Source organism: Bifidobacterium erythrocebi, from assembly GCF_012932675.1.
Taxonomy (GTDB): Bacteria; Actinomycetota; Actinomycetes; order Actinomycetales; family Bifidobacteriaceae; genus Bifidobacterium; species Bifidobacterium erythrocebi.
The window spans coordinates 31,493-52,298 of the sequence record NZ_JAAIIF010000017.1 but is presented as its reverse complement, the minus strand read 5'-3'; the positions used below and the strand labels follow the sequence as shown (position 1 = coordinate 52,298).

Here is a 20,806-nt window from a genome sequence, read left to right as displayed (position 1 = left end):
TCAACACGGAGGCGGACAGGGAGCTGTACGCGAGGTACGAGGAGCTCGCGAAGGCCGAGCCGAACACCGTGTTCGGGGGGCGTCTGGGCACGTACAAGTACTACGACATGCACCAGGTGATCGACACGGCCCTGACCGCGTACGCCGAGCAGGTCGAACCACTCCTCAAGAAGTAGGCTCGAAGTAATTTCCAAGCATGAAAATGGGCTGCCGGTTTTCCCGACAGCCCATTTTCATGCGATTACACTATTTCATTCGCACTACTGAACCTGTGTGAAATTCATGCTCTTGAGGTAGTTCTTTCCGATGGTCTGGTCGTATTGGACCAGCTTGTAATCCTCAAGTAGCTTGCGCGCCTTATGGCTCATCTTGGTGTATTTGACCCTGTTGCCGTTCTGGTCAAGATAGGTTGCCTTGCCCTGGCCGATGCCACCGTTCGAATCGATGACTCGGCTCATAGCTGGAATCTGCTGCTTCAGGTCGGTCAGCATGGCAAGATAAGGCGAGACCTTGGCATTCATATGCTCGGCGGCCAACGGCATGAAATAGTTCGATGAAGTATAGGCGGTCGTACTGGAATCGACCTTGGCCCCATGCGACGCGGAAGCGGAATTCGACCAGATGAAGTAATCCGTTTCGTGCAGGACGGTCTTGTTGTTCTTATCCTCATCTGCCGTGGCATAGATGCCTGGCAGATGGTCGCCGTAGAAAATCACCGTGATGGGCTTGTCCATCTGATCAAGCTGATTGAGGAAATCGGCTGTCTCCTGATCGGTCCAGTTGATGCCCTTGGTGTAGGTGTTGATGCAGTAGCGTTCCGTATCGGACAGGTTTTCGGATGTGTTGGCATCTACGAATTGGTTATTGTCGTAATAGTCACCATACGGCATGTGGTTCTGCATGGTCACCAATTGCAGGAACTGCGAGGACTTCGAGTTCTTCTGCTTATTAAGAAGATCCACGACGTTCTGGTATGCCTCGCTATCGCTCACATAAGGGGACCTGTCGATGCGATCGGTATGCTTCAGCGGAATCTTGCTGTCAAGCGTATACAGATACGAGAAGCCGAACTTCTTATAGTTGATGTTGCGCAGATACATGCTTTGCTGGAATGGATGCACTGCGGTGGAACCCTTCGTCCCGTACTTCTGCGTCCAAATCTGATTGAACGAGTACGGGTCGGACTGGTTCGGCACCAACTGCTGGTAAGGAACAATCAAGGAATCATTGAAGTTCGCAAGATTCAGACCGGTCAGTGCCTGATACTCGATATTCGCGGTGCCGCCGCCGTAGCCGGGGGAAAGCATAAGACCGGAGGTCGTGCTGTTCTTGATGTTTCGGATATTCGGGATCGGATCGATGTTGAACGTCACTCCCGGCACGCGGGTCGGATCCGAGAAGGTCTCGGACAGGATCATGATCACCGTGTTGTCGGTGAGCTCGTTCTGACGGGTCTGGTTGATGGTCGCTGCTTCCTTGGCGTATTTCTTCGCAAGGGCTTCCATGGTGCTGCGGCTGTAGTTGCTCGGCTTATCCATGGCCTTGACCTTCGACAGGCTCAGGAACGTGGTGGCGGGACCATTGGCCTGGGCGTCGCTCAAAGCGTTCCACAGCTGGGGAACATAGCCCTTGTCTTCCGCCCACTTGTAGGTTTGCGAGCCGGGCGTTCCCAGACCGACGGCATAAGAGGTCAGGAAAGCGACGCTGAGTACTGCGGCAAGGATGCGGAACACGTTTCCGACGATATTCTTGACATTCGCAATCGGATGACGCCAGGAGCAATGAATGAAACGCCTACGCCTATCCAGCACGAACAGGATGAGGACGATGACCGCGAACCATATCACGAATTTGATGGCGCCATCGACAAATGGACGGCTGGAATCCGGCACGAATGACATGATACTTCCGGTATCGCCACCGGAAATGAACGTCAGATCGGCCGGGATGATGGGCTCGTTGCGGAGCTTGATCTTGATGCTGTTGGCCACGCCAAAAGCGGTTATCGCTACGCCAAAGACAAGTGTCGCGATCCAGAACCTATTGGTTACGAAAATCATCGCGAGATAGATCAGAGCCAAGCCAACGAAACTGACGAGACAGACGTTTTTCTGCTCAACCCACATCTGGCTGATGAATCTGGTGACCTGTCCGGCAACGCTTTGAAGGGCCCTGGTGGTGTCATCGACCACGGCGTCCTTGTCATAGGTGGGTTCGGAGTACATGCCCCACTGCAGGAAGATGACCTCGGCGGAGGTGAGTACGAAGAACACGATGGCATAGAACGCATAGGAGAACCTCATGCGCTTCTTCCACAGGGAATCGGGATTCCGGAAGAAATCGATGACGAACCACACCGCTTTGAGATTGGTGAAGGAATGCCATGCAGAGCGAACAGGAGCCGTAAGATTGCGCCATGCGGTGCGTACAGGAGCCGTGGCGGCACGAACGCGTGATGCAAAACCGCTTGGGGTTTGCTCGTCAGTTGACTCGTCTACCGGCTCATCTGCGGAATCCTGGCTCTCCGCAGCTTCCGGTTCGGTCGTGAGGTCTTGGCTGGCAGGAATTTCCGATTCGACTTCGGTGTCGTCTTGCTCTTCGGCTTGTTGCTCTTCGTTTACGGCATTTTGTTCCGTGATGCCGTCTGGTTCCTCTGCGTCTTCCTGCGTGGCGTCGATGTCTTCTCCGTCCTCGGAGTCGTTCTCGCTCCCGGCAAGAACCTGCGCGTCCAGCTCGTTTTCTTCGCTGGGCGAAGGAACGGAAGTGGGGGTATCGTTGCTTTCAGAGGATTCAGATTCTGCAGTCGCAGCCACGTCCTCAGGTTCATTCTCAGGACTCAGTGCTTGCGAATCATCGAACATCATTGGCATCCCTCTGTTATGTCCCGTTGCTCTCCGGGGTTGTACTCCGTCAATCGAATACACAATAGTAGTCGTTCAGGTTGGACGAGTATGTCTGAACAAATGCTTAATGTCCGCTGAGGGGGGCGTTAAGCAGACCATCACTGACCCTGCCGCCTGTAGCGCTCCTCGGTCGCGGCCTTCGCGGACTCCCACCACGCGCGGTTCTCGGTGTACCACTCGATCGTCTGTCTCAGGCCCGACTCGAAGTCCGTGTGCCTCGGCGCCCACCCCAATTCGGTGCGCAGCTTGGTCGAGTCGATCGCGTACCGGCGGTCGTGGCCCGGACGGTCCTTCACCCAGTCGAACGCGTCCTCCGCCTGCCCCATCATCCTCAGGATCATGCGCAATACGTCGATGTTGTTCCGCTCGCCGTCCGCGCCGATCAGATACGTCTCGCCGATCCGGCCCCTGGTGAGGATCGTCCACACACCCGAGCTGTGGTCCTCGGTGTGGATCCAGTCGCGTACGTTCAGGCCCCTGCCGTACAGCTTCGGGCGCTGCCCGTCGAGGATGTTCGTGATCTGGCGCGGGATGAACTTCTCCACGTGCTGGTAGGGCCCGTAGTTGTTCGAGCAGTTCGAGATCGTCGCGCGGATCCCATACGTGCGGGTCCAGGCGCGCACGAGCATGTCGCTCGCGGCCTTCGTCGACGAATACGGGCTGGACGGGTGGTACGGGGTGGACTCCGTGAACCTGGCCGGGTCATCCAAAGCCAGGTCGCCGTACACCTCGTCCGTGCTCACGTGATGGTAGCGGATCCCGTACTTGCGCACGGCCTCCAGCAGGCGGAACGTGCCCTCCACGTTCGTCCTCAGAAACGGCTCCGGGTCCGCGATGGAATTGTCGTTGTGCGACTCGGCCGCGTAATGCACGATCGCGTCGTGGCCCGGAACGATCCGGTCCAGCAGGTCCGCGTCGCAGATGTCGCCCACCACCAGCTCCACGCGGTCCTCGGGAAGGCCCGCGATGTTCTCCGGGTTGCCCGCGTACGTGAGCTTGTCCAGCACGGTCACGTGCACGTCCGGATGGTTCTCCACCACGTAGTGTACGAAGTTCGACCCGATGAAGCCGCAGCCACCGGTCACGATGATGTTATGGGGAGTGAAAAGTTCTTCAGCCATGGGTATTGGTTGTGCGGGTTTGGATTGGCGCAGACGCCGACTTTTCACGCGTATCTACGCCAATCCGAAACGGGAACTGACAAATCAGTGCTTGCCCTGGATCTTGCGCGCGGCCACCTTCATAAGTTCGCGCTGTTTTGACCCTACGGGTGCCAGCACGTCCACGTATTTGCGGATCGGGCTGTCTTCGGCGATGGCGCGTTCATGGTGCTGCGGCGGTTCGGGCTTTTCGATGCCGGCGAGCAATGCCATCATCTGCAGCGAGAACGGTGTCTGACTCGCGTAGATCCAATACAGCGGGCCGAAATCGCACCACGGGTTCTTCCAAGGCTTGTCGTAATCGGCATAGTGCACAATCTTCGGGGCTCTGCGCGAATCCATGTATTTTTGGAACATGTGCGCCGGGGCGAAATCGAATACGTCATGCACCCGTCCGTCGCAGTCGTGCATCACATTCCATTCGTATGGAAGATGCGTGACGGACCCTTCGCATTCCATGTTCAGAATGTCCTGGTCGTTGTAGATGAAGCCCGGTTGCTGCGCGATCTCCAGCCATTCGCGTACGGAATGGATCTCCCGCATCTTCTCCAGATTCATCACCAACACGCCGGCCTGGAAATAGCCGTAAGGTTCCTTCATATGCAGCCGGTGCTTCGCATATTCCGCGCACGCGCCGTCCTTCATATTCAGATTGCCGATGAAATCGATATCCGGCACGGCGCCGATCGCATTGCTGCCAAGGTCGGTGTCGTATAGTTCCGCGACATCGCCGTTCACCACCATGTCGCAATCGAGGTACAGCACCTTCTTGTAGAAGGGGAGTGCCTCCTGGATGATGAAGCGGTAGTAGGTCTCGATGCTGATATGCGCGTTGTTGGTGGTGAGGTTGAAACCGTCGATGGCGCGGCTCACGTCGTAGAAGCGCACGGTCGCGTTGCCGAATTGAGCAAGGAAATCGGTGATGTTCTGCTTGTTCTCCGCCGAGATGTTCCGTTCAAGCACGATCACGTCGTAATGCCGTTCGGGCGAGGCGTTCCTCAGCATCGAATAGATGGTGGTGGTCAGCATCGGCACATAGTTGTCGTCCGCCGCGAACAGCACCGGCACAGTGAAACGCGGGTTCGAGTTCAACGGTTCCAGCGGCGTGAACGGTTCCGGGTTGGTGAAGTGCACGCACTGCAGGCGCTTGATCTTCCAGTTCGCGCCGGTGCGCTGCTTGTGCACAAGGAAGATGTTGAGCAGGCGTTCGGAAAGATGGCCGGGAGTGCGCAGCGTCTGCACGTCGGCGGCGGAATGGTCCCAATGGGCGGTGAATTCGTCAAGGATGGGGAACAGCCAGGAGCAGTATTCCTGGAAGATCGCCTTCTTCATGATGAACATGTTGCAGAAGGCCGCGCGGGTGCCGTTGAGCACGGCGTCGGCATCCTCGCGATACTCGGGGTGCATTGCGCACAGCACGTCGTACATGTGGCGCAGGTCCTTGATGCGCAGATGCGGATCCGCGTTCCAATGGTCTTTGAGATTGGTGAACCCATCGAATTCGCGCACATTGTTCAATGGCGTGGTGATGACGTCCCAGCCTTCCACCGCCTGCGCGATGGTTCCGTCGTCAAGGCCGTATTCGGCGATGGATTTGGGATTGATGATGGTGTCTATGATCTCGCCGTAGCTGTTCTGTTCATGCTCGGTATTGGTGAAATCGAAGTAACGGCGGTAGTGGCAGAACCCGTAATAATCGGCGTCGGCGTTCTTCCATGCCCAGTACTGTGCGGTGAGCTCGCAGTACATGGGATTCTTGCTGGAGATGTTGTCGCCGGTATTGTCATGCAACGTGTTCTCGAACAGAGGTTTGCCCGCTGACTCCGCTTGCGCGGCTCCGACCTGAATCGGCAGGATGCTGGCGCAATCGGGGAAGACGGCCGGCTTATGGGCCGAAACGAAGATCTTGATACGTGATGGCTGCGATGGGTTTTCCGTAGGCAATGGTGCTCCCGTCCTTGCGAGGTGACAAAACAACAGACTGCATACCAGCCTAGCGCGGACGGTGGTTGTTGTGCCGCGAGACCTTGCCCTCTGAAGAATCTCCACACATGTCGTTTGGCCATGTGTGCCGTCTCGCATCCCTCCCACCCACGCCGCCGCCTGTCGCTACACTGATAACCATGCATTCGTTCCGAAAGTCCCGTCACCAGCCCCGAGGGGTGTTTCACGAGACGTTTCACGCTACTGTTCGCCGGGTCATCGCCGCGGTCGCAAGCATCGCCGCCATCGCAGGGCTCGCTGCATGCGGCCAGCAAACCGACACCCGCGCGCACATCTCCGTGTGGAGTTGGGAGCCAAGCATGGAAACGGTTGTGCAGCGTTTCGAAGCTGAGAACCCCGACATCGCCGTTGACCTGACCAGCATCTCCGGCTACGACAACCTGAACACCGCCATCCAGGACGGTTACAACATGCCGGACGTGGCGCAGATCGAATACCACGCCCTGCGGCAATACGCGGTATCCAGCCAGCTGCTCGACCTGACCGACAGGGTCGGCTCCGACTTCTCAAGCTTCTACACGCCTGGCACATGGGCCTCCGTGCACCTGGCCGACAAGGTGTACGGCCTGCCCATGGACTCCGGCCCCATGGCCTTCTTCTACAACAAAACCGTGTTCGACGACGCGGGCGTGGACGCCACCAAGATCAGAACCTGGGACGACTATTACGAGGCCGCCAAGAAAATCAAAGCCACCGGAGCCTACATCACCGCCGACGCCGGCGATGCCAGCTTCTACGACGCCATGATCTGGCTCGCAGGCGGCCAGCCGTTCTCCACCAGCAAGGACGGCAAGAACGTGACCGTCAACCTCACCGGCGACAAGGGCGTGAAGACATTCACCGCATTCTGGCAGAAAATGATCAACGAGGACCTGATCGACACCCGAAACGCCACATGGTCGGACGGTTGGAAGCGCGGGCTCGGCAGAGGCACGATCGCCTCCGTATTCTCCGGCGCATGGATGCCCTCGCTCCTGCAATCCGACGTGCCCGGCAGCGCAGGACTATGGCGCGTGACGCAGATGCCCACCGTGGACGGCACGCGTGTCAATGCGGAAAACGGTGGTTCCGCGATATGCGTGCTCCAATCCACACGCAAACCGGACGCAGCATACCGTTTCGCCGAATTCGTGGCGCATGATGCCGAGGGCATCGGCGCGCGTGTGGACGGTGGTGCTTTCCCCGCGGATCTGCCCACGCTGACGAGTTCCAGCTTCCTCGAACGCACCACCATCAAGGATTCGCGCGGACTGGATATCCCATATTTCGGCGGGCAGCAGTTCAACCGTGTGCTGGCCCAGGCCGCGAAGAACGTGTCGACCGGCTACCAGTACCTGCCGTTCGAGGTGTACGCGCGCAGCGACTTCAGCGCGACCGTGGGCACGGCGTACCGTTGGGCGAACTCGTGGCAGTCGTATCTGAAGCGGCAGGAGGCCGTGAAGGAGGGGCTGCTTGACGATGACGGCAAGCCGTTGAAGCCGCTTGACAAGCCGACCGATAAGGTGACTCTGAAGCAGGGCATCGCCCTGTGGGAGAAGGACATCAAGGAATACGGCACGAACCAGGGCTTCACCGTGCGGTAAAGCGGCTGGCAGGCGTGCGGTGAACTGGCTAATAGCGTGCGGTAGGGCGGCTGTGCGGTAACGCGGCTGTGCGGTATGGTGCGCTTGGCGGTTTGGTGTCGGGCTCGACGCCGGCCGCACACCCGCTACTTCATATTGCGCTTGTAGATCAGCGCCATGCCCTTGAAGATCAGATCCGGGTCGTATATGTCGATCGCATCCGTATCGTCCTTGAAAATCCGGCCCAAACCGCCGGTTGTGACCACGGTGAACGGCTCGCCGATCTCCTTGCGGAACTGCTGCACGGTGCGTTCGATGCCGCCAAGGAACGTGTAATACAGGCCGGCCTGCATGGCGGTGCGCGTGTTCGTGGCGAGAATCGACTGCGGCCGCACGATCTCCACCTCGGGCAGCTGTGCGGTCTGGCCCCAGAGCGCCTCGGCCCCGGCGCGGATGCCGGTGGTGATATAGCCCGCACGGATCGTGCCGGTGCCGTCAACGTAGTTGAACGTGGTCGCCGTGCCGAAATCGGCCACCAGCACCGGGCCGCCGTACGTGTAGTACGCGCCGACGCAGTCGGTCAGGCAGTCCGCGCCCATGGTCTTGGGATTATCCATACGAATATTGATGCCGGTCTTGATGCCCGGACCCACCACCATCGGCTCATAGCCAAGGAACTTGATGATCGACGCGCGGAAGGAATGCATGACCTTCGGCACCACCGAGCACACGATCACATCCTCCACGTCATGCCTCGTATACCCGCTGATCTGCAGGAACTGCGAAAGCATCACCGTGTATTCGTCCGACGTGTGCAGGGCCTTGGTGGTGATGCGGTAGGATCCGACGATGCGCTCGCCCTCCAGAAAGCCGATGACGATGTTGGTGTTTCCGATATCTACAGCCATCAGCATGGCAGTGTTCCCCCTTGTCTGGTTGCCGCGCAGCCGTACGCCACGCTGCGCTACTCACTATTGCGAGTGTACGCCTCTTTGCGGCGGGTGGCAGTGATTTCACGCAGTTCCAGGCATGGTTTCACGCGGCTGTGCGCAGCGCGGCAAGACGAAGCAGCAGTTGGTGGGCCAGCTCGGTTTTGCCCATTTTCTGCCATTTCTCGACACGCGGCTGGATTGGTGCCTGGCTGTCTGAAGCATCGGCAGGGGCAGGAGTGAGCACGGTCACCACATTCGTATCCGTGCCGAAACCGGCGCCAGCATCGCGCAGATTGTTCGCCACCAGCATGTCGCAATGCTTCGAAGCGAGCTTCTTCGCCGCGTTCTCGATAAGATGCTGCGTCTCCATGGCGAATCCGCACAGCACCTGTGAGCCGTCCGTGCGCTTGTGCGCGCCGACCCACGCGAGAATATCCGGATTGGACACCAGCTCGATCTGAATGCTGGAACGCCCGGCCTTCTTGATCTTCTCGCCCGCGACCTCGCTGACGCGGAAATCCCCGACCGCGGCGGTCATCACAATGATGTCGGCCGACTCGTAGGCTTGCTGCACCGCCTCGAACATCTGTTGGGCGGTGGTCACATGAACGGTCTCGATAGTCGGCTCGCCGGGTTCCGGCAGGCTCACCGGGCCGCTGATCAGCGTGACGGTTGCTCCCAGCGCCGCCGCCTCGTGCGCGAAGCCATACCCCATCTTGCCGGTGGAATGATTGGTGAGGAACCGAACGGGATCCAACGGTTCCTGCGTAGGCCCGGCTGTGATAAGTACATGCAGGCCGTCAAGAGGCTTTGTTTCGGGGCTCGTGGGCGAGGGCGAGACCGGGGCAGGGACCGAGGCCGGGGCATTGGTATCGGTCTGCTGCGATGCCTGTTCCAGTAGTCCGTCCACAATGCGTTCGATCTCCGCAGGCTCCTCCATACGGCCCTTGCCGGTGTCGCCGCATGCCAGATTGCCGGACTCCGGCTCCACGATCGACCAGCCAAGCTCCTTGCAGATGCGCAGATTGCGCTGGGTCGCGGGATTCTCGAACATGTGCACGTTCATGGCCGGGCACAGCACCTTGACGGCACCATGGAAGGCGAGAATTGTGGACGTGAGGGTGTCATCCGCCAATCCGGCGGCGATGCGCGCGATGATGTCGGCGCTCGCCGGCGCGATGACCAGCGCATCCGCCCATGCGGCGTCCGCGATGTGGTTGATGGAGGCGGGGCTGGAAGGGTTGCTGATCACGTCGCCCTGAATGGAGGATGCCGTGATGTTCGGGAACATGGCGGTTCGCGTCTGCGCGTGCGTCAACGAGGTGAAGGTGAGCGGGGTGACGAATTGTTCCGCCGCTGCCGTTTCGATCACCCGTACTTCGTTGCCGGCCTTGGTCCAGTCGGATGTCAGGTGGCATGCCTTGAACGCTGCGATCGATCCCGTGACTCCCAGAAGAATATGCGCCATGCCCGCCAGTATACAAACCGTTGCAAACGAGCCGCCCAGGCCCCGCTTTTCGCTTGGCTGGTATGAGGCGATGGATTGCTGCGGGGGGAGTGGCTATTGATCCAGACGGGTCTTGAGGTATGAACCCAATTGGGGCATGGCGAATTCCAGCAGGCCATGCCCGGCCGGCCGAATAATCTTGTCCCGAATGAGCGATGTGCGGTATTTGTTCACCCAGCTGCGGCTGCGTTTCGTCCGCTGCTCCAAATCGCTGACCTTGGAAGCGTTCGGCGCATCAACGGCCATGGCGTTGAGGAATTGCAGCTCGGCGGTTTTCAATTCATCCAGCGCCGGCGCGCAGACGGCATCATCGAAGGCGATTTGTGCATCGAGTATGCCGGAATCCACGTCGGACGCGGTGATGGTCTGCGCATTTCTGCGTTGCGCCGACTGCCACATGTAATAGCCGACAAGCTGCACCATATACGGGTAGCCTCCGGTGGCCTGTGCCGCACGCCACGCTTCTTCATCGCTTATGGTCTTCCCTGAATCCGCAACGGACTTGAGAAATGCGTTCTTGACCTCCAACAGGGGAACATCATCGAGCTCACAGCGTAGTGCCCTGCGCAGGAACGTAGTGACGTTATCGTTGACCAGATCGTTGACCGTAGAGGGCAGGCCGGCGAACACGATGGCGACGCCCTTCTTGTCCTCGTCCGGAACGTCGGTTTCGTCAATGGCCGTAGTGACATGCTGGACGGCTGTTGCGATGGTGATAAGGTCGTCAAGACTGGCGGCCTGCGTCTCGTCAATGGTGATGAGGATGCCCTTCCCTTTGCCGATTTTATTGCTCTCCAACCGTTTTTCTATGGCATTGCGCAGGGTGAGCGGCGCATTGGATGCCGAAAGGCTGAGCTGACCGAGGCTTGCGCTCGCGATTCCCGGAATACTGATTGAGGGGCTTACGTTTGCTTGGCTGAGGTGCATGCCTGACGGGGCGATGGCGCTGATAAGTCGTTGCGCGATGCCGGGCGATGCGGTTTCGGAGATGGTCTCCCATTTGCGTTCCGCTGCGATTTTCCTGAATTCGGTGAGCAGTACGGTTTTGCCGAAACCGCGTTGGGCGGTGACCAGCATAATGCGCCCGGGCGCTCCTGTGCCGTTGTCGAGTCCCTCGGTGAACGCTTGGATTGCCGGCTCTCGACCAATGAGGATGGGGGGCATTTTCCCCGCGGTTGGCTTGAACGGATTCATGGCCATAATGGTGCTTTCTGCTGGATCGAGCTTCGACTGACTGAATGCGTACCATTGTATACGAATGTGTACCAATGTGCACGAATGTACACCGATGTACACGAATGTGTACCGATGCGTACCGTTGCACATTATCTGGTGCTGAGACGCCAATGCATGCTGAGAACGGCTGCGACCGACGCGGTCAGTACGACATACGCCCCTCGTAATACAAGGTCTCGCGCAGTTTGCCATCGATCACACCGGCGAAATGCCGCTCATGCTTCTCCACTGCGGGAGAGCCTAGATCGCTGGCGTTCTGGTATGCGGCCTGATGGTACTTCAGCCAATGGCTGAGCTCCTGCCCTTCCGAGGCGGTCGGCACCTGTGCCGCGGCATATGGGTTGGAACGGGGGATGATGACGCCATCCTCCACCACCTGGGGCGCGCTGGGCTCCACTGTGGCGCGAACGGTCAGCCAGTTCTCCGTCTGAGGATTCTGCGCACCATCCAGCGCGGCCACCAGCTCGTCGTTCATCTCGATGCTGGTCACCCACGTCTTCTCAGGGATGGGATGATTCGCCACCGGCGATCCGGCGGTCACCACATGGCTGATGTTGTATTCATCGGCCCGATCGGCGGCGATCTGAGCCGCCACAATACCGCCCTGGGAATGCCCGATCAGCGCCACCGGCTCGTCGGAACGGATTCCGGCCTTGCGCATCGCCTCCACCACCATGCGCGAACTGTCCGCCTGCTTGCGCTGCTCGGGGTCATCGCTCATCAGCTCGATGTTCTGCTCCCAACCAAACGGTGAATCGGCATGCCCGTCCGTGCCCGGAATCGTCACCAGCCAGGCATTCGTCCCGTCTTCGCGCTTATACCGTTGCACGGCGATGGTGGCATATTGCAGTCCCGACCCCAGTTTGTACTTGTCTTCGCCGAGTCTGCGCAGGTTCTCCAACGATTCCGCCACGGACGTGCTCGGACCGACCATATCGACGGTCGAGCGCACGCGCCGCACGGTCAGGGTGTTGCCCTGCGCGACGTTCTTCAGCGGAGCGGAATACTTGCTGATCTTGCCTGCGGACTGGTTCACCTCGTCGGTGGAGAACAGGCCCTTGGCGAACGATGTTCCTGATATCAGCGAGCCGATGCCGGAAAGATACCCTTCCTGGAACGGTGCCGTCACCCATGACGCCGCGGATGGTTTCGGCTTGCCCTCGTTGATCCAGCTTGCGCCCAATCCGCCGAGAATCAGCCCCAGCATGCCCAGCGACGTCCAGCCTGGGAACGCCTTGGTCACGGTCTGTCCGGTCTCGTTGAACGCACGCCGCGCCTTCCATTCGGCCTCGCTGTACAGACTGTGGGCGCGGACCAGCAGATCGGCCATCTTGCGCAGCTGCATGCCGTCCGCATCGCAGTTCCTGGCGTTCTCGTTGCATAAGGCGATGAGCCGTTCGTAGGGGAGCGTGCCGTGCGTGGTCGTGCCTGCCGTGCCCATGGCACTTGCCGTGCCTATGCTTCCAGACGACAGCGAGGATGCCATCGCGCCGGTGGTCGGAGAGGATGCGACGCAGCCGGTGACGGCCACGGAACGCGAGGCCACGGGAACCGCCGATTCGCCGGATATCACCGGGCAGAGCGGTACGCTGGCGCGATCGCGGGCAAGGTCCATGGCCGCCTGCCGCCATGCGATGCCGTGTGCGACGAGCTTGCCGCCCGCGTCGTCCAACGACGTGGCCACGCGGCGGTAGTCCTCCTGTGTGGCGGGTGCTGACTGATGCCCGCCGTATATGTATGAGGTGACCTGCCATCCCATCATGCGCCTCCTTGCGGCAGTGCGACCTGCGATACCTGTGCCACCTGCGCGGTCGAACGTGCCTCATCGTCGTGCGCGCTCAACGAGTTGCGTACCGTGGCGATGCGGTCGCGGTAATGGTTGGCGGCCTTGCCGTTCCAGTCGATGCCGTGCGCCGTCGCCAGGGTCTCGTGTATGGAGCCGTGGATGGAGGCGCTGTTCGCGGCGAGCGCGGTGATGCGTTGGCGTCCGTTCGCCGCGACGGTGAGGCATGGGCAGGTGGTGCCGAATGTCGGTGCCGTGGTGTTGAAGAGCGGCTGTGTGCTGTTTCCTGAGAGTGATGTGATGGTCATGCGTCCATTGAACGGGAGGTGCCGGGGCGCTGTCCAGCTGTGCGGGGGATGTGGACGGAGCTTCCGGCGGTCATCACATGTTTGTCACAAAGAACCACCATCACCAGGGCTTGGCGGTCTGCTGCTTCTTGTTGGCTTTGTCGGTCTGGGTGTTTGTGGACGGGTTGGTGTCGGTGGATTGCTGGTTCGCCTTGAGCAGTTCCTCCACCTGTTTTTTCTGCTCGTCGGTCAGGCCGCTGCCGTTGCTGTTCTTGGAATCCTTGGTGGTTGCGCCTTCGATTTCGGCGTTGCCGCTGTTGCCGTTGTTGGTGTCGGTGCCTTTTTGCGCGGCGAGTTCCTGGCCGATGCGTTTGGTCAGTTCGGCGGAGACGGCTGCGTTGGCTGCGATTGCCTGCCGCAGTTGCGGTAGCAGGGCGATGTTGAGCCGTGCCGCGTCTTCGAACTGTGCGTCGGTTTGCTGTTGGCTGGCGTTCAGCGCGTCCAGGTCGGCGTCGTCTTGGGTGGCCTGTTTCAGGTTCCGGTTCAATGATGCCGTCGCCTGGTTGAATCGTGTGGAGGCCGAGATGTTCAGTCCGGCGAGGACCGCGAACACGAGCGCCGCCACGGCGACTATCGCCATGATCACGCGTATGGCGAGCGATGCGCGCGCCTTGACGGTGTGCGCGTGCGGGTCGAGGGGGATTTCCGATCCGACTATCGCATTGCCGGCTGCGTTCGCGGTTTTGGCATCTGCAATCGCGTCGGCCGCGGTTCGGGCCTGTGCGCGGGCTTTCGTCTTCTTGCTCATAGCAGTCTCCTCGATGTTGCGATCATCGATCCCATCTCCCAGGCGATCAGCACGAGTGCCACGGCGGCCAACGGCCAGACCACGGGATTCGTGCGGGTGCGTTGCTTGGCGGTCGTGCCCACGCTCCATTTCTTCGAGGCCTCGGCGGAACGCCCGTTCGCCATGGTGTTGGTTGCGGAGAGCGTCACCACGCTGCCGCCGAGTTCGTCGGCCAGGTTCTTCAGTGTGGTCTCGTCCATCTTCGAGACGCCCGGCTGCTTGGTGTCGGGGTCGGTGACCCACTGCTGCGTGTCGGAATCCTTGGAATTGGAAGAATCAGAAGAATCCGAAGAATCAGAAGACGAGCCGGAAGACGAGTCGGACGATACGCCGTCCTTGATCAGCGGGATCCTGCCGCCCTGCGTGGAGCCCACGCCCACCACGATCGCATCGTTGATGTAGTGGCGCAACGTGGAGAACGTGCGTCTGGACTGTGCGGAGGTCTGCTCGCCGTCGGTGATCACATACAGCACGATCGCATCGTCGGGATGCGCGGTGCGGATGTCCTTGAGCGTGGTGATGAGCTGGTCGAGCGGCGCGTCCAGCGAGGAGCCGGACGATACGCTCGTCGCTTCGGGCGCCAGCGTGGCGGCCCAGTTGCGGATCGCGGCCGCGTCGGGCGTGAGCGGAACATCAAGCGTGCCGGACGCGCCGAAACGCACCGCGGCGAAGCTGGAGTCCGCATACGCCTTCGTCACGTCGTTCACTGCCTGCTTGGCGGCCTGCAGACGCGTGGTCAGTTCGGCCGAACCGTAGGTCGCATCCTTGACGGCCATCGAACCGGTCACATCCACGGCCATCACCACATCGGTGTTGTTCACCGCACGGCTGGTGGTCGAAACCACCATGCTCGGGCCGAGCGCCATCGCGCCCACCGTCAGGCAGATCAGCATGCGGCGCACGCAGGCGAGCATCGTCTCGTCACCCGCATCGCCGAACGTATGGCGCACGACCTCCACGATCGCCAGCACCAGCATCACCAGCGCGATCGTTCCGCCCACGGCCCAGCCGAGCAGCGGCGAGAAAGTGAACGTGTTCATCGCTTCAACCTCCAGACGACCAGCAGCCACAAGGCCACCGCCACGGCCAACGCGAGCACCCACCATGCGGGATCGTCCACCATCGAGGCCTTGGACGTGGCGCGGCTTTCCTTGTTGCGGCGCGTGTCGATGTCGCGCACGAGCTCGTTCACGGTGGTGCCGCTCGACTGGGTGAGGAAAGTGCCGTGATGCGATTCGATCAGGTTGCGCATATCCGTGGTGGTGCTGTCCTTCTCGCTCGCCTCGGGGCCGGAGAACAGGCCGTCCACGGTGATATTCGCCTTGGATGTCAGGTTGAGCGCCTGCTTGAGCGTGTACACGGGCGTGCCGGACACGACATTGTCGGTGGCGAGCACGATGGATGCCGCGCGCGTGCGCTCGGTGCTGCCCTGGGAACTTGCGGAGCCATAGGTGAAGCCGGGCAGCATGGCCGCGCAGGAGACCACGCCGTCGCCGATCAGCGAGGTGGCGTCCTTGCGGTTCTGCGTGCCTTCAAGCCAGTCGGAGATGCGCTGGTAGTCCTCTTCGCTCATCTTGTCGATGTCGTCCTGCGACTGCACGCCGCTGAGCGCCTTGCTGGCGAGTTCCAGCTGGTGGCTGACGAGATCGTAATCGTCGGTAAGCGGGAACACGGTACGCGACGTGGAGTTGAAGATGCTCATGCCGATGCGCTCGCCCTGGAAATGCGAGACGAGGTCGCGGTAGGTGTCGATGACCTCACGATCGTAGGGCAGTGTGGAGCCGGAAACGTCAAGGCACAGCACAATGTCTCGGCTGCTGGAGCGTTCCTCGCCCTGATCGACGCTGGCCGGGCGCGCGACGAGCACGAAGGTCAGCAGCAGCGCCACGGCGAGCAAGGCCGCGGCCACACGGTTCAGGATGCGCCATTGGCGCAGCAGCTGCGAGGCGCGTTCGGTGGCCAGATCGTCGGCCATGGAGAACACGTGCAGCGCGTCATCCGCGTCATGCTTGCGGGCGAACGCGAGGGCCAGAACGATGATCGCCAGCGCGACCATCACCCCGACCAGCGCGGCCCAGGGGCTTTGCCAGGAAAGCTGCATCAGCGTCCCCACCTTTCCACCAGCGTAGACGCCCACCCGGCGGCGTCGTCGACGCTCACCTCGCGGGCATGCGTGTCCACCGTCTCATCCGCGAATTCAGGCGGGTACAGGGCCGCGATGGTCATGCGCAGCGTGTCCAATCCGGTACGGGTCGAGGAGTTGCGCGGCTCGCGTCGAATATCGGTCAGCGTGTGCGCGCGCAGGTCGCGGCCGGTGTGCGCGGAGGCGATGCCACGGCAGATCGCCGCCAATTCGATGAACGCGGTCTCACGGTCGATCTTCTCGTCATGGTAGCGACGCACCACATCGTCGATGCGCCGGTGCCACGACGTCTTGGCGGTGCTGTCCAGATGCGCGCCGCGCGGCTGCGGCTTCTCGCGGGTGCGTCGAGGACGTGACAGCAGTACGACGGCCACGATGAGCGCCACGGCAAGCAGCGTGGCAAGCACCGCGGTGACAATCAGCGGCGTGGACAGGTCGACCTGGCCGACCGGCTGCAATCCGTCGGTGTTCAAGGCCAGCGTCACAACCGAAAAGCGCAGCGGAACGGACGAAATCAAAGGGGTATGAAGCATCATTGGTCGCCTCCCGCCAGCACGGAGGAAGACGCGGACGCGGAAGACGCCGCACCCGCCGCAGGTGCCACCAGATTGCGCGTATCGCGGGCCAGCGCACGAGACACCAGCCGCACGAAATCATCGAACATCGCCTCGCTGGAACCGGCGCGGATCATATGCCCTCCCATATGCGACAGCTCACGTTCCAACGCCGTGGCCATATATTCGCGGTGCGTGTTCACCTCCACGGCGGCACGCCTGTCGCGCAGAAAAGCCGGAAGACGGCGCTGCGACCGCGCGTCGACAACAGCCCGGCCGCGCCCCACCTCAAACGGGTTCGCCGTCGCCACGTCGATCAGCGTCAGCGGATGGGTGCGCGTGATGCGATGGATCTCCTTGAGATGATCCTTGGTCAGCGCATGCTCGTCGGTCGCCAGCACGATCAGCGCATTACGATCCTTGATACGCCGCGCATACGTGAGCAGCGCGTCGATATTGCGCCCATGCTCCCACTTGCGATCCAACGCGCCATCCAACGTGCGCTCGAACTGGCAGAAATCACCGTTGAACGGTACGCGCGTAATACTCGCCGCATCGCCGAACACCAGCGAGATCTCATCGGAACGGCGCAACGACAACGCCGCGAACATGCGCAGCGCATTCGCCGCGACCTGGTACGCCAGCTCGCCCGAAGCGCACGAAGCGGTCATCTCACGGCCCACATCAAGCAGCAGCCACACGCGGGACGTGACCAGACGCTCACGCCGGATCACCATAGGACGACCCTGACGCGCACTGGTCTTCCACTCGATCAGACGCGCCTCGTCACCCGCCTCATAGGCGCGCACGTCCATCAGCTCATCCGCGCCGCCGGAACGCCGCGACGAATGTTCGCCTTCGATAACACCCAGCGCCTTGGCCACGGTCGGCAGATTCAGCCGATTGCCCATGGCCTCGATCTTCGCCCTGATCGGATCGGGCGAAGCCGCGGCACGCAACGGCAACGGCTGATCCGCCTGCGTCTGCGCCGCCATACGGGCGTTTCGACCGGCAGTCATCGCGTCGATCACGGAACGGGAACCGCCTGCACGATGCGATCGACCACCTGATCGGCGGTCACGCCGTCGGCCAGCGCCTCGAACGTCAGCACCAGACGATGCCGCAGCACGTCGGCCACCACGGACTTCACATCCTCCGGAATCACATACTCGCGGCCCTTGAGCAGCGCGTTCGCCTGGCCGATGCGCACCAGCGCGATCGACGCACGCGGGGAAGCACCCAAACGCACCAGGGAACCCAGGCCCTGCACGGGGTGGGAGCCGGCACCACGCGACGTCGCCGCGATATCGACCGCATACTGCATGATCGCGTCCGACACGTACACGCGCTTGGCGGCCGCACGCAGGAACTCCACATCACGCATGGACAGGCGGTCGCCCTGCAGCTGCATCGGGTCGATCATGTCGGAACCACGGCGCGTGAGCAGCGCCAGCATGCGCTTTTCCTCGTCGGCGGTGGGATAGGTCATGACGGCCTTCATCATGAAACGGTCCATCTGCGCCTCGGGCAACGCGAACGTGCCCTCCTCCTCGATGGGGTTCTGCGTGGCAATCACCATGAACGGCTTCGGCAGGGCGATGCGCTCGCCGCCGATGGTGCTGGCGCCTTCGGCCATGGCCTCAAGCATGGCGGACTGGGTTTTGGCATTGGAACGGTTGATTTCGTCCAGCAGCACGAAGTTGGCGTGGATCGGGCCGACCTGCGTGGTGAACTTCTGCGTGGCGAAGTCGAAGACCTGCGTGCCGACGATATCGGACGGCATGAGGTCGGGCGTGCACTGGATGCGCTTGAACGTGCCGGAAACCGACGTCGCCAGGGTCTGTGCGGCGGTGGTCTTGGCCAGGCCGGGCACGGATTCGATGAGGATGTGGCCGCCGGCCACCATGGTGAGAATCAGGGACTCGCGCAGATGCTCCTGGCCGATCAGGGTCTGCGAGAAGCGTGCGCGGATGCGATCCGCCAGAGCCTTCGCCTGCTTGACGTCGTCTGCGGCCAATGTTGGTGCTGCGGCAGACGCGGGCATGTGTGCCGGTGCGGGCTGAGCGGGCATCTGTGGTTTCGGAGGGAAAATAGCCATGCGCCCCATGGTAGCCAAGCGCGGTGACGCTTGGCTGGGTGCGGGCTGGGGATTCCGTTCATGCTGGGCGGGCGGTCTCGCAGCCGGGGCCGCACGACCGTGTTCGTCCGTTCGCTGTCAGGGCAGCCGCTCGTAACTGCTCAGGGCAACTGCCAGTCGATCGGCTCGGCACCCATCCGTACCAGCGCCTCGTTCGCACGCGAGAACGGGCGCGAACCGAAGAACCCGCGCGAGGCGGACAGCGGCGAGGGATGCGGCGACTTGATGATGAACGCATTCGTCAGCAGCGGCTCCAGGCTTTGCGCGTTGCGGCCCCACAAAATCGCGACCAGCGGCTTGGGCTTGCCGTTCTCGTCCGTACGGGCATTCAACGCGCGGATCGCGGCCTCGGTCACTTCCTCCCAGCCCTTGCCCTGGTGGCTGTTCGGCCTGCCCACGCCCACGGTCAGGCATCTGTTCAGCAGCATCACGCCATGCTCGGTCCATGGTGTCAGGTCGCCGTTGCTCGGCATCGGCACACCCAGATCGTCGGTCAACTCCTTATAGATATTGACCAGGCTGCGCGGCAGCGGGTTCACCTCCGGGGCCACGCAGAAGCTCAATCCCACCGGATGACCGGGCGTGGGGTAGGGGTCCTGACCCACGATCAGCACGCGGATCGAATCGAAGGGAATGGTAAAGGCGCGCAGAATATTGCGGCTTGCCGGCAGCCACGGGCGTCCGGCGCGGGTTTCCTCGCGCAGGAACTGGCCCATGCGGTGCACCTGCGGTTCGACGTCGGCCAGCGCATCCGCCCAGCCGGCTTCCACTAAATCACGCAACGGTTTGATTTCGGTCATACCGCCCACTGTACCTGCATGCGTCCGCACGCACCCCGCGGCATTCGCGTATGCCGGGTGCGCTTGTCTGTCGTCTGCCGTCCGCCTCCGTCCGCAGCGCTGCGCAGGCTCGGCCCCGCGCTTGTTCGCGCTTATTTACGATTATTCGTGCATATGCGGTGCATGCTGCGCTGCACGTTCCCTACGTGGGTGCCGGTGCCGTTACACTCGGTGGTGAATGGTGAAACGGAAGGAAAGACGGTTATGACGAGCACTGGTGGAAACGGCATCGAGTCTTACGCGATGGACGAGTTCGACAATCCGCCGAAGGGGCCCGCTGGCGTGCACCGCGGCAGGCGGTCGGTCGTCGCGCGGTATGCGCCGTTCGTCATCGTCGTGGTCGTCGCGGCGCTGTGCGGATTCATGGCTTGGGGTCTGCTCTCCGGTGAATTCAGCAAGGTGCATTGGCCGTGGTCTCCCACCTCTTCGCAGACTTCCGGCAAGACCTCCACCAAGACGACCACCACCGCTAAGAAGAAGGCGGCCGAAAAGAAGGCCGCGGCGAAGAAGGCCGCCGAAAAGAAGCAGCAGGAGGAAGCGGCCAAGAAGCAGCAGGAAGAAGCGGCCGCCAAGAAACAGCAGGAGGACGAGGCCGCCAAGCAGCAGCAGGAACAGGCCGCTCAGGTGGATCGTTCCCTGTCGGTGCGCGTGATCAACGGCACTGGAATCAGCGGGTACGCGGCCACCAAGCAGGCCGTGCTGAACCAGGCCGGGTATGCGAATGTCGCGGCCTCGAACCCGAGCGGTACGCTGCCCGCCTCCACGGTCGTCTGGTACCAGAACGACGCGGATAAGGCCACCGCCGAGGACGTGGCGAACGCGCTGGGCATCTCCAACGTGCAGCAGACTGCCGGCCTGGGTGCGTCGATCGTGGTCATTCTGCTGAACTGACGGTTGGACCGGCAGCCGAAC

At 61.4% G+C, this 20,806-nt stretch carries 18 protein-coding genes; 3 read left to right on the top strand and 15 right to left on the bottom strand.

Annotated elements, in window-relative coordinates; all coding sequences use genetic code 11:
* A partial coding sequence (locus G1C98_RS08395; RefSeq protein WP_277347569.1) for a UDP-galactopyranose mutase occupies positions 1–176 on the top strand: 176 nt, incomplete at its 5' end.
* Between the two features lie 84 nt (positions 177–260).
* Here G1C98_RS08395 and G1C98_RS08390 read toward each other — a convergent pair.
* The 3 genes from G1C98_RS08390 to G1C98_RS08380 form a co-directional block, all read right to left on the bottom strand.
* Positions 261–2,870 (bottom strand): sulfatase-like hydrolase/transferase, encoded by a 2,610-nt coding sequence (locus tag G1C98_RS08390; RefSeq protein ID WP_417852310.1) that lies wholly within the window; start codon positions 2,868–2,870, stop codon positions 261–263.
* A 131-nt stretch (positions 2,871–3,001) separates the two neighbouring features.
* The gene (rfbB, locus tag G1C98_RS08385; RefSeq protein WP_169080770.1) at positions 3,002–4,024 is read right to left on the bottom strand and encodes a dTDP-glucose 4,6-dehydratase; all 1,023 of its coding nucleotides are present in this window, start codon (positions 4,022–4,024) and stop codon (positions 3,002–3,004) included.
* 84 nt (positions 4,025–4,108) lie between these two features.
* The gene (locus G1C98_RS08380) at positions 4,109–6,007 is read right to left on the bottom strand and encodes a DUF4422 domain-containing protein (protein WP_169080769.1); all 1,899 of its coding nucleotides are present in this window, start codon (positions 6,005–6,007) and stop codon (positions 4,109–4,111) included.
* A 179-nt stretch (positions 6,008–6,186) separates the two neighbouring features.
* On the opposite strand from G1C98_RS08380, the gene G1C98_RS08375 reads away from it, so the two are divergent.
* Entirely contained in the window at positions 6,187–7,650 is a 1,464-nt protein-coding gene (locus G1C98_RS08375) for an ABC transporter substrate-binding protein (RefSeq protein WP_169080768.1), read from the top strand.
* Positions 7,651–7,775: 125 nt separating this feature from the next.
* Here G1C98_RS08375 and G1C98_RS08370 read toward each other — a convergent pair whose 3' ends face one another.
* From G1C98_RS08370 to G1C98_RS08315, 12 genes are all read right to left on the bottom strand, one after another.
* Positions 7,776–8,543: a type III pantothenate kinase gene (locus G1C98_RS08370; RefSeq protein ID WP_169080767.1), complete on the bottom strand. Its 768-nt coding sequence runs from the start codon at positions 8,541–8,543 to the stop codon at positions 7,776–7,778.
* A gap of 121 nt (positions 8,544–8,664) precedes the next feature.
* Positions 8,665–10,029, bottom strand: a complete 1,365-nt coding sequence (locus G1C98_RS08365) for a bifunctional phosphopantothenoylcysteine decarboxylase/phosphopantothenate synthase (RefSeq protein WP_169080766.1) — start codon at positions 10,027–10,029, stop codon at positions 8,665–8,667.
* Between the two features lie 93 nt (positions 10,030–10,122).
* Entirely contained in the window at positions 10,123–11,268 is a 1,146-nt protein-coding gene (locus G1C98_RS08360; protein WP_169080765.1) for an ATP-binding protein, read from the bottom strand.
* A 178-nt stretch (positions 11,269–11,446) separates the two neighbouring features.
* Positions 11,447–13,063 (bottom strand): PGAP1-like alpha/beta domain-containing protein, encoded by a 1,617-nt coding sequence (locus G1C98_RS08355; protein WP_470287746.1) that lies wholly within the window; start codon positions 13,061–13,063, stop codon positions 11,447–11,449.
* Positions 13,063–13,395, bottom strand: coding sequence for a hypothetical protein (locus G1C98_RS08350; RefSeq protein ID WP_169080764.1), 333 nt, complete (start codon positions 13,393–13,395; stop codon positions 13,063–13,065). Before G1C98_RS08350 ends, G1C98_RS08355 begins: the two co-directional genes overlap by 1 nt.
* A gap of 100 nt (positions 13,396–13,495) precedes the next feature.
* Entirely contained in the window at positions 13,496–14,182 is a 687-nt protein-coding gene (locus G1C98_RS08345; RefSeq protein ID WP_240944980.1) for a DUF6466 family protein, read from the bottom strand.
* Positions 14,179–15,261 (bottom strand): vWA domain-containing protein, encoded by a 1,083-nt coding sequence (locus tag G1C98_RS08340; protein ID WP_169080763.1) that lies wholly within the window; start codon positions 15,259–15,261, stop codon positions 14,179–14,181. Before G1C98_RS08340 ends, G1C98_RS08345 begins: the two co-directional genes overlap by 4 nt.
* Positions 15,258–16,322: a vWA domain-containing protein gene (locus tag G1C98_RS08335; RefSeq protein ID WP_169080762.1), complete on the bottom strand. Its 1,065-nt coding sequence runs from the start codon at positions 16,320–16,322 to the stop codon at positions 15,258–15,260. Before G1C98_RS08335 ends, G1C98_RS08340 begins: the two co-directional genes overlap by 4 nt.
* Positions 16,322–16,900, bottom strand: coding sequence for a hypothetical protein (locus G1C98_RS08330; RefSeq protein WP_169080761.1), 579 nt, complete (start codon positions 16,898–16,900; stop codon positions 16,322–16,324). Before G1C98_RS08330 ends, G1C98_RS08335 begins: the two co-directional genes overlap by 1 nt.
* A complete protein-coding gene (locus tag G1C98_RS08325) occupies positions 16,897–17,829 on the bottom strand; it encodes a DUF58 domain-containing protein (RefSeq protein ID WP_205831957.1) in 933 nt (310 codons plus the stop codon). The genes G1C98_RS08330 and G1C98_RS08325 overlap by 4 nt, the downstream gene beginning before the upstream one ends.
* 116 nt (positions 17,830–17,945) lie before the next feature.
* Positions 17,946–19,016 carry an AAA family ATPase gene (locus G1C98_RS08320; protein ID WP_169080760.1) on the bottom strand — a complete coding sequence of 357 codons (1,071 nt, stop codon included), beginning with the start codon at positions 19,014–19,016 and terminating at the stop codon, positions 17,946–17,948.
* Between the two features lie 140 nt (positions 19,017–19,156).
* Positions 19,157–19,855 carry a uracil-DNA glycosylase gene (locus G1C98_RS08315; RefSeq protein WP_169080759.1) on the bottom strand — a complete coding sequence of 233 codons (699 nt, stop codon included), beginning with the start codon at positions 19,853–19,855 and terminating at the stop codon, positions 19,157–19,159.
* A gap of 243 nt (positions 19,856–20,098) precedes the next feature.
* Between G1C98_RS08315 and G1C98_RS08310 the strand changes: the two genes are divergently transcribed.
* A complete protein-coding gene (locus G1C98_RS08310) occupies positions 20,099–20,785 on the top strand; it encodes a LytR C-terminal domain-containing protein (RefSeq protein ID WP_169080758.1) in 687 nt (228 codons plus the stop codon).
* Positions 20,786–20,806: the final 21 nt, after the last annotated feature.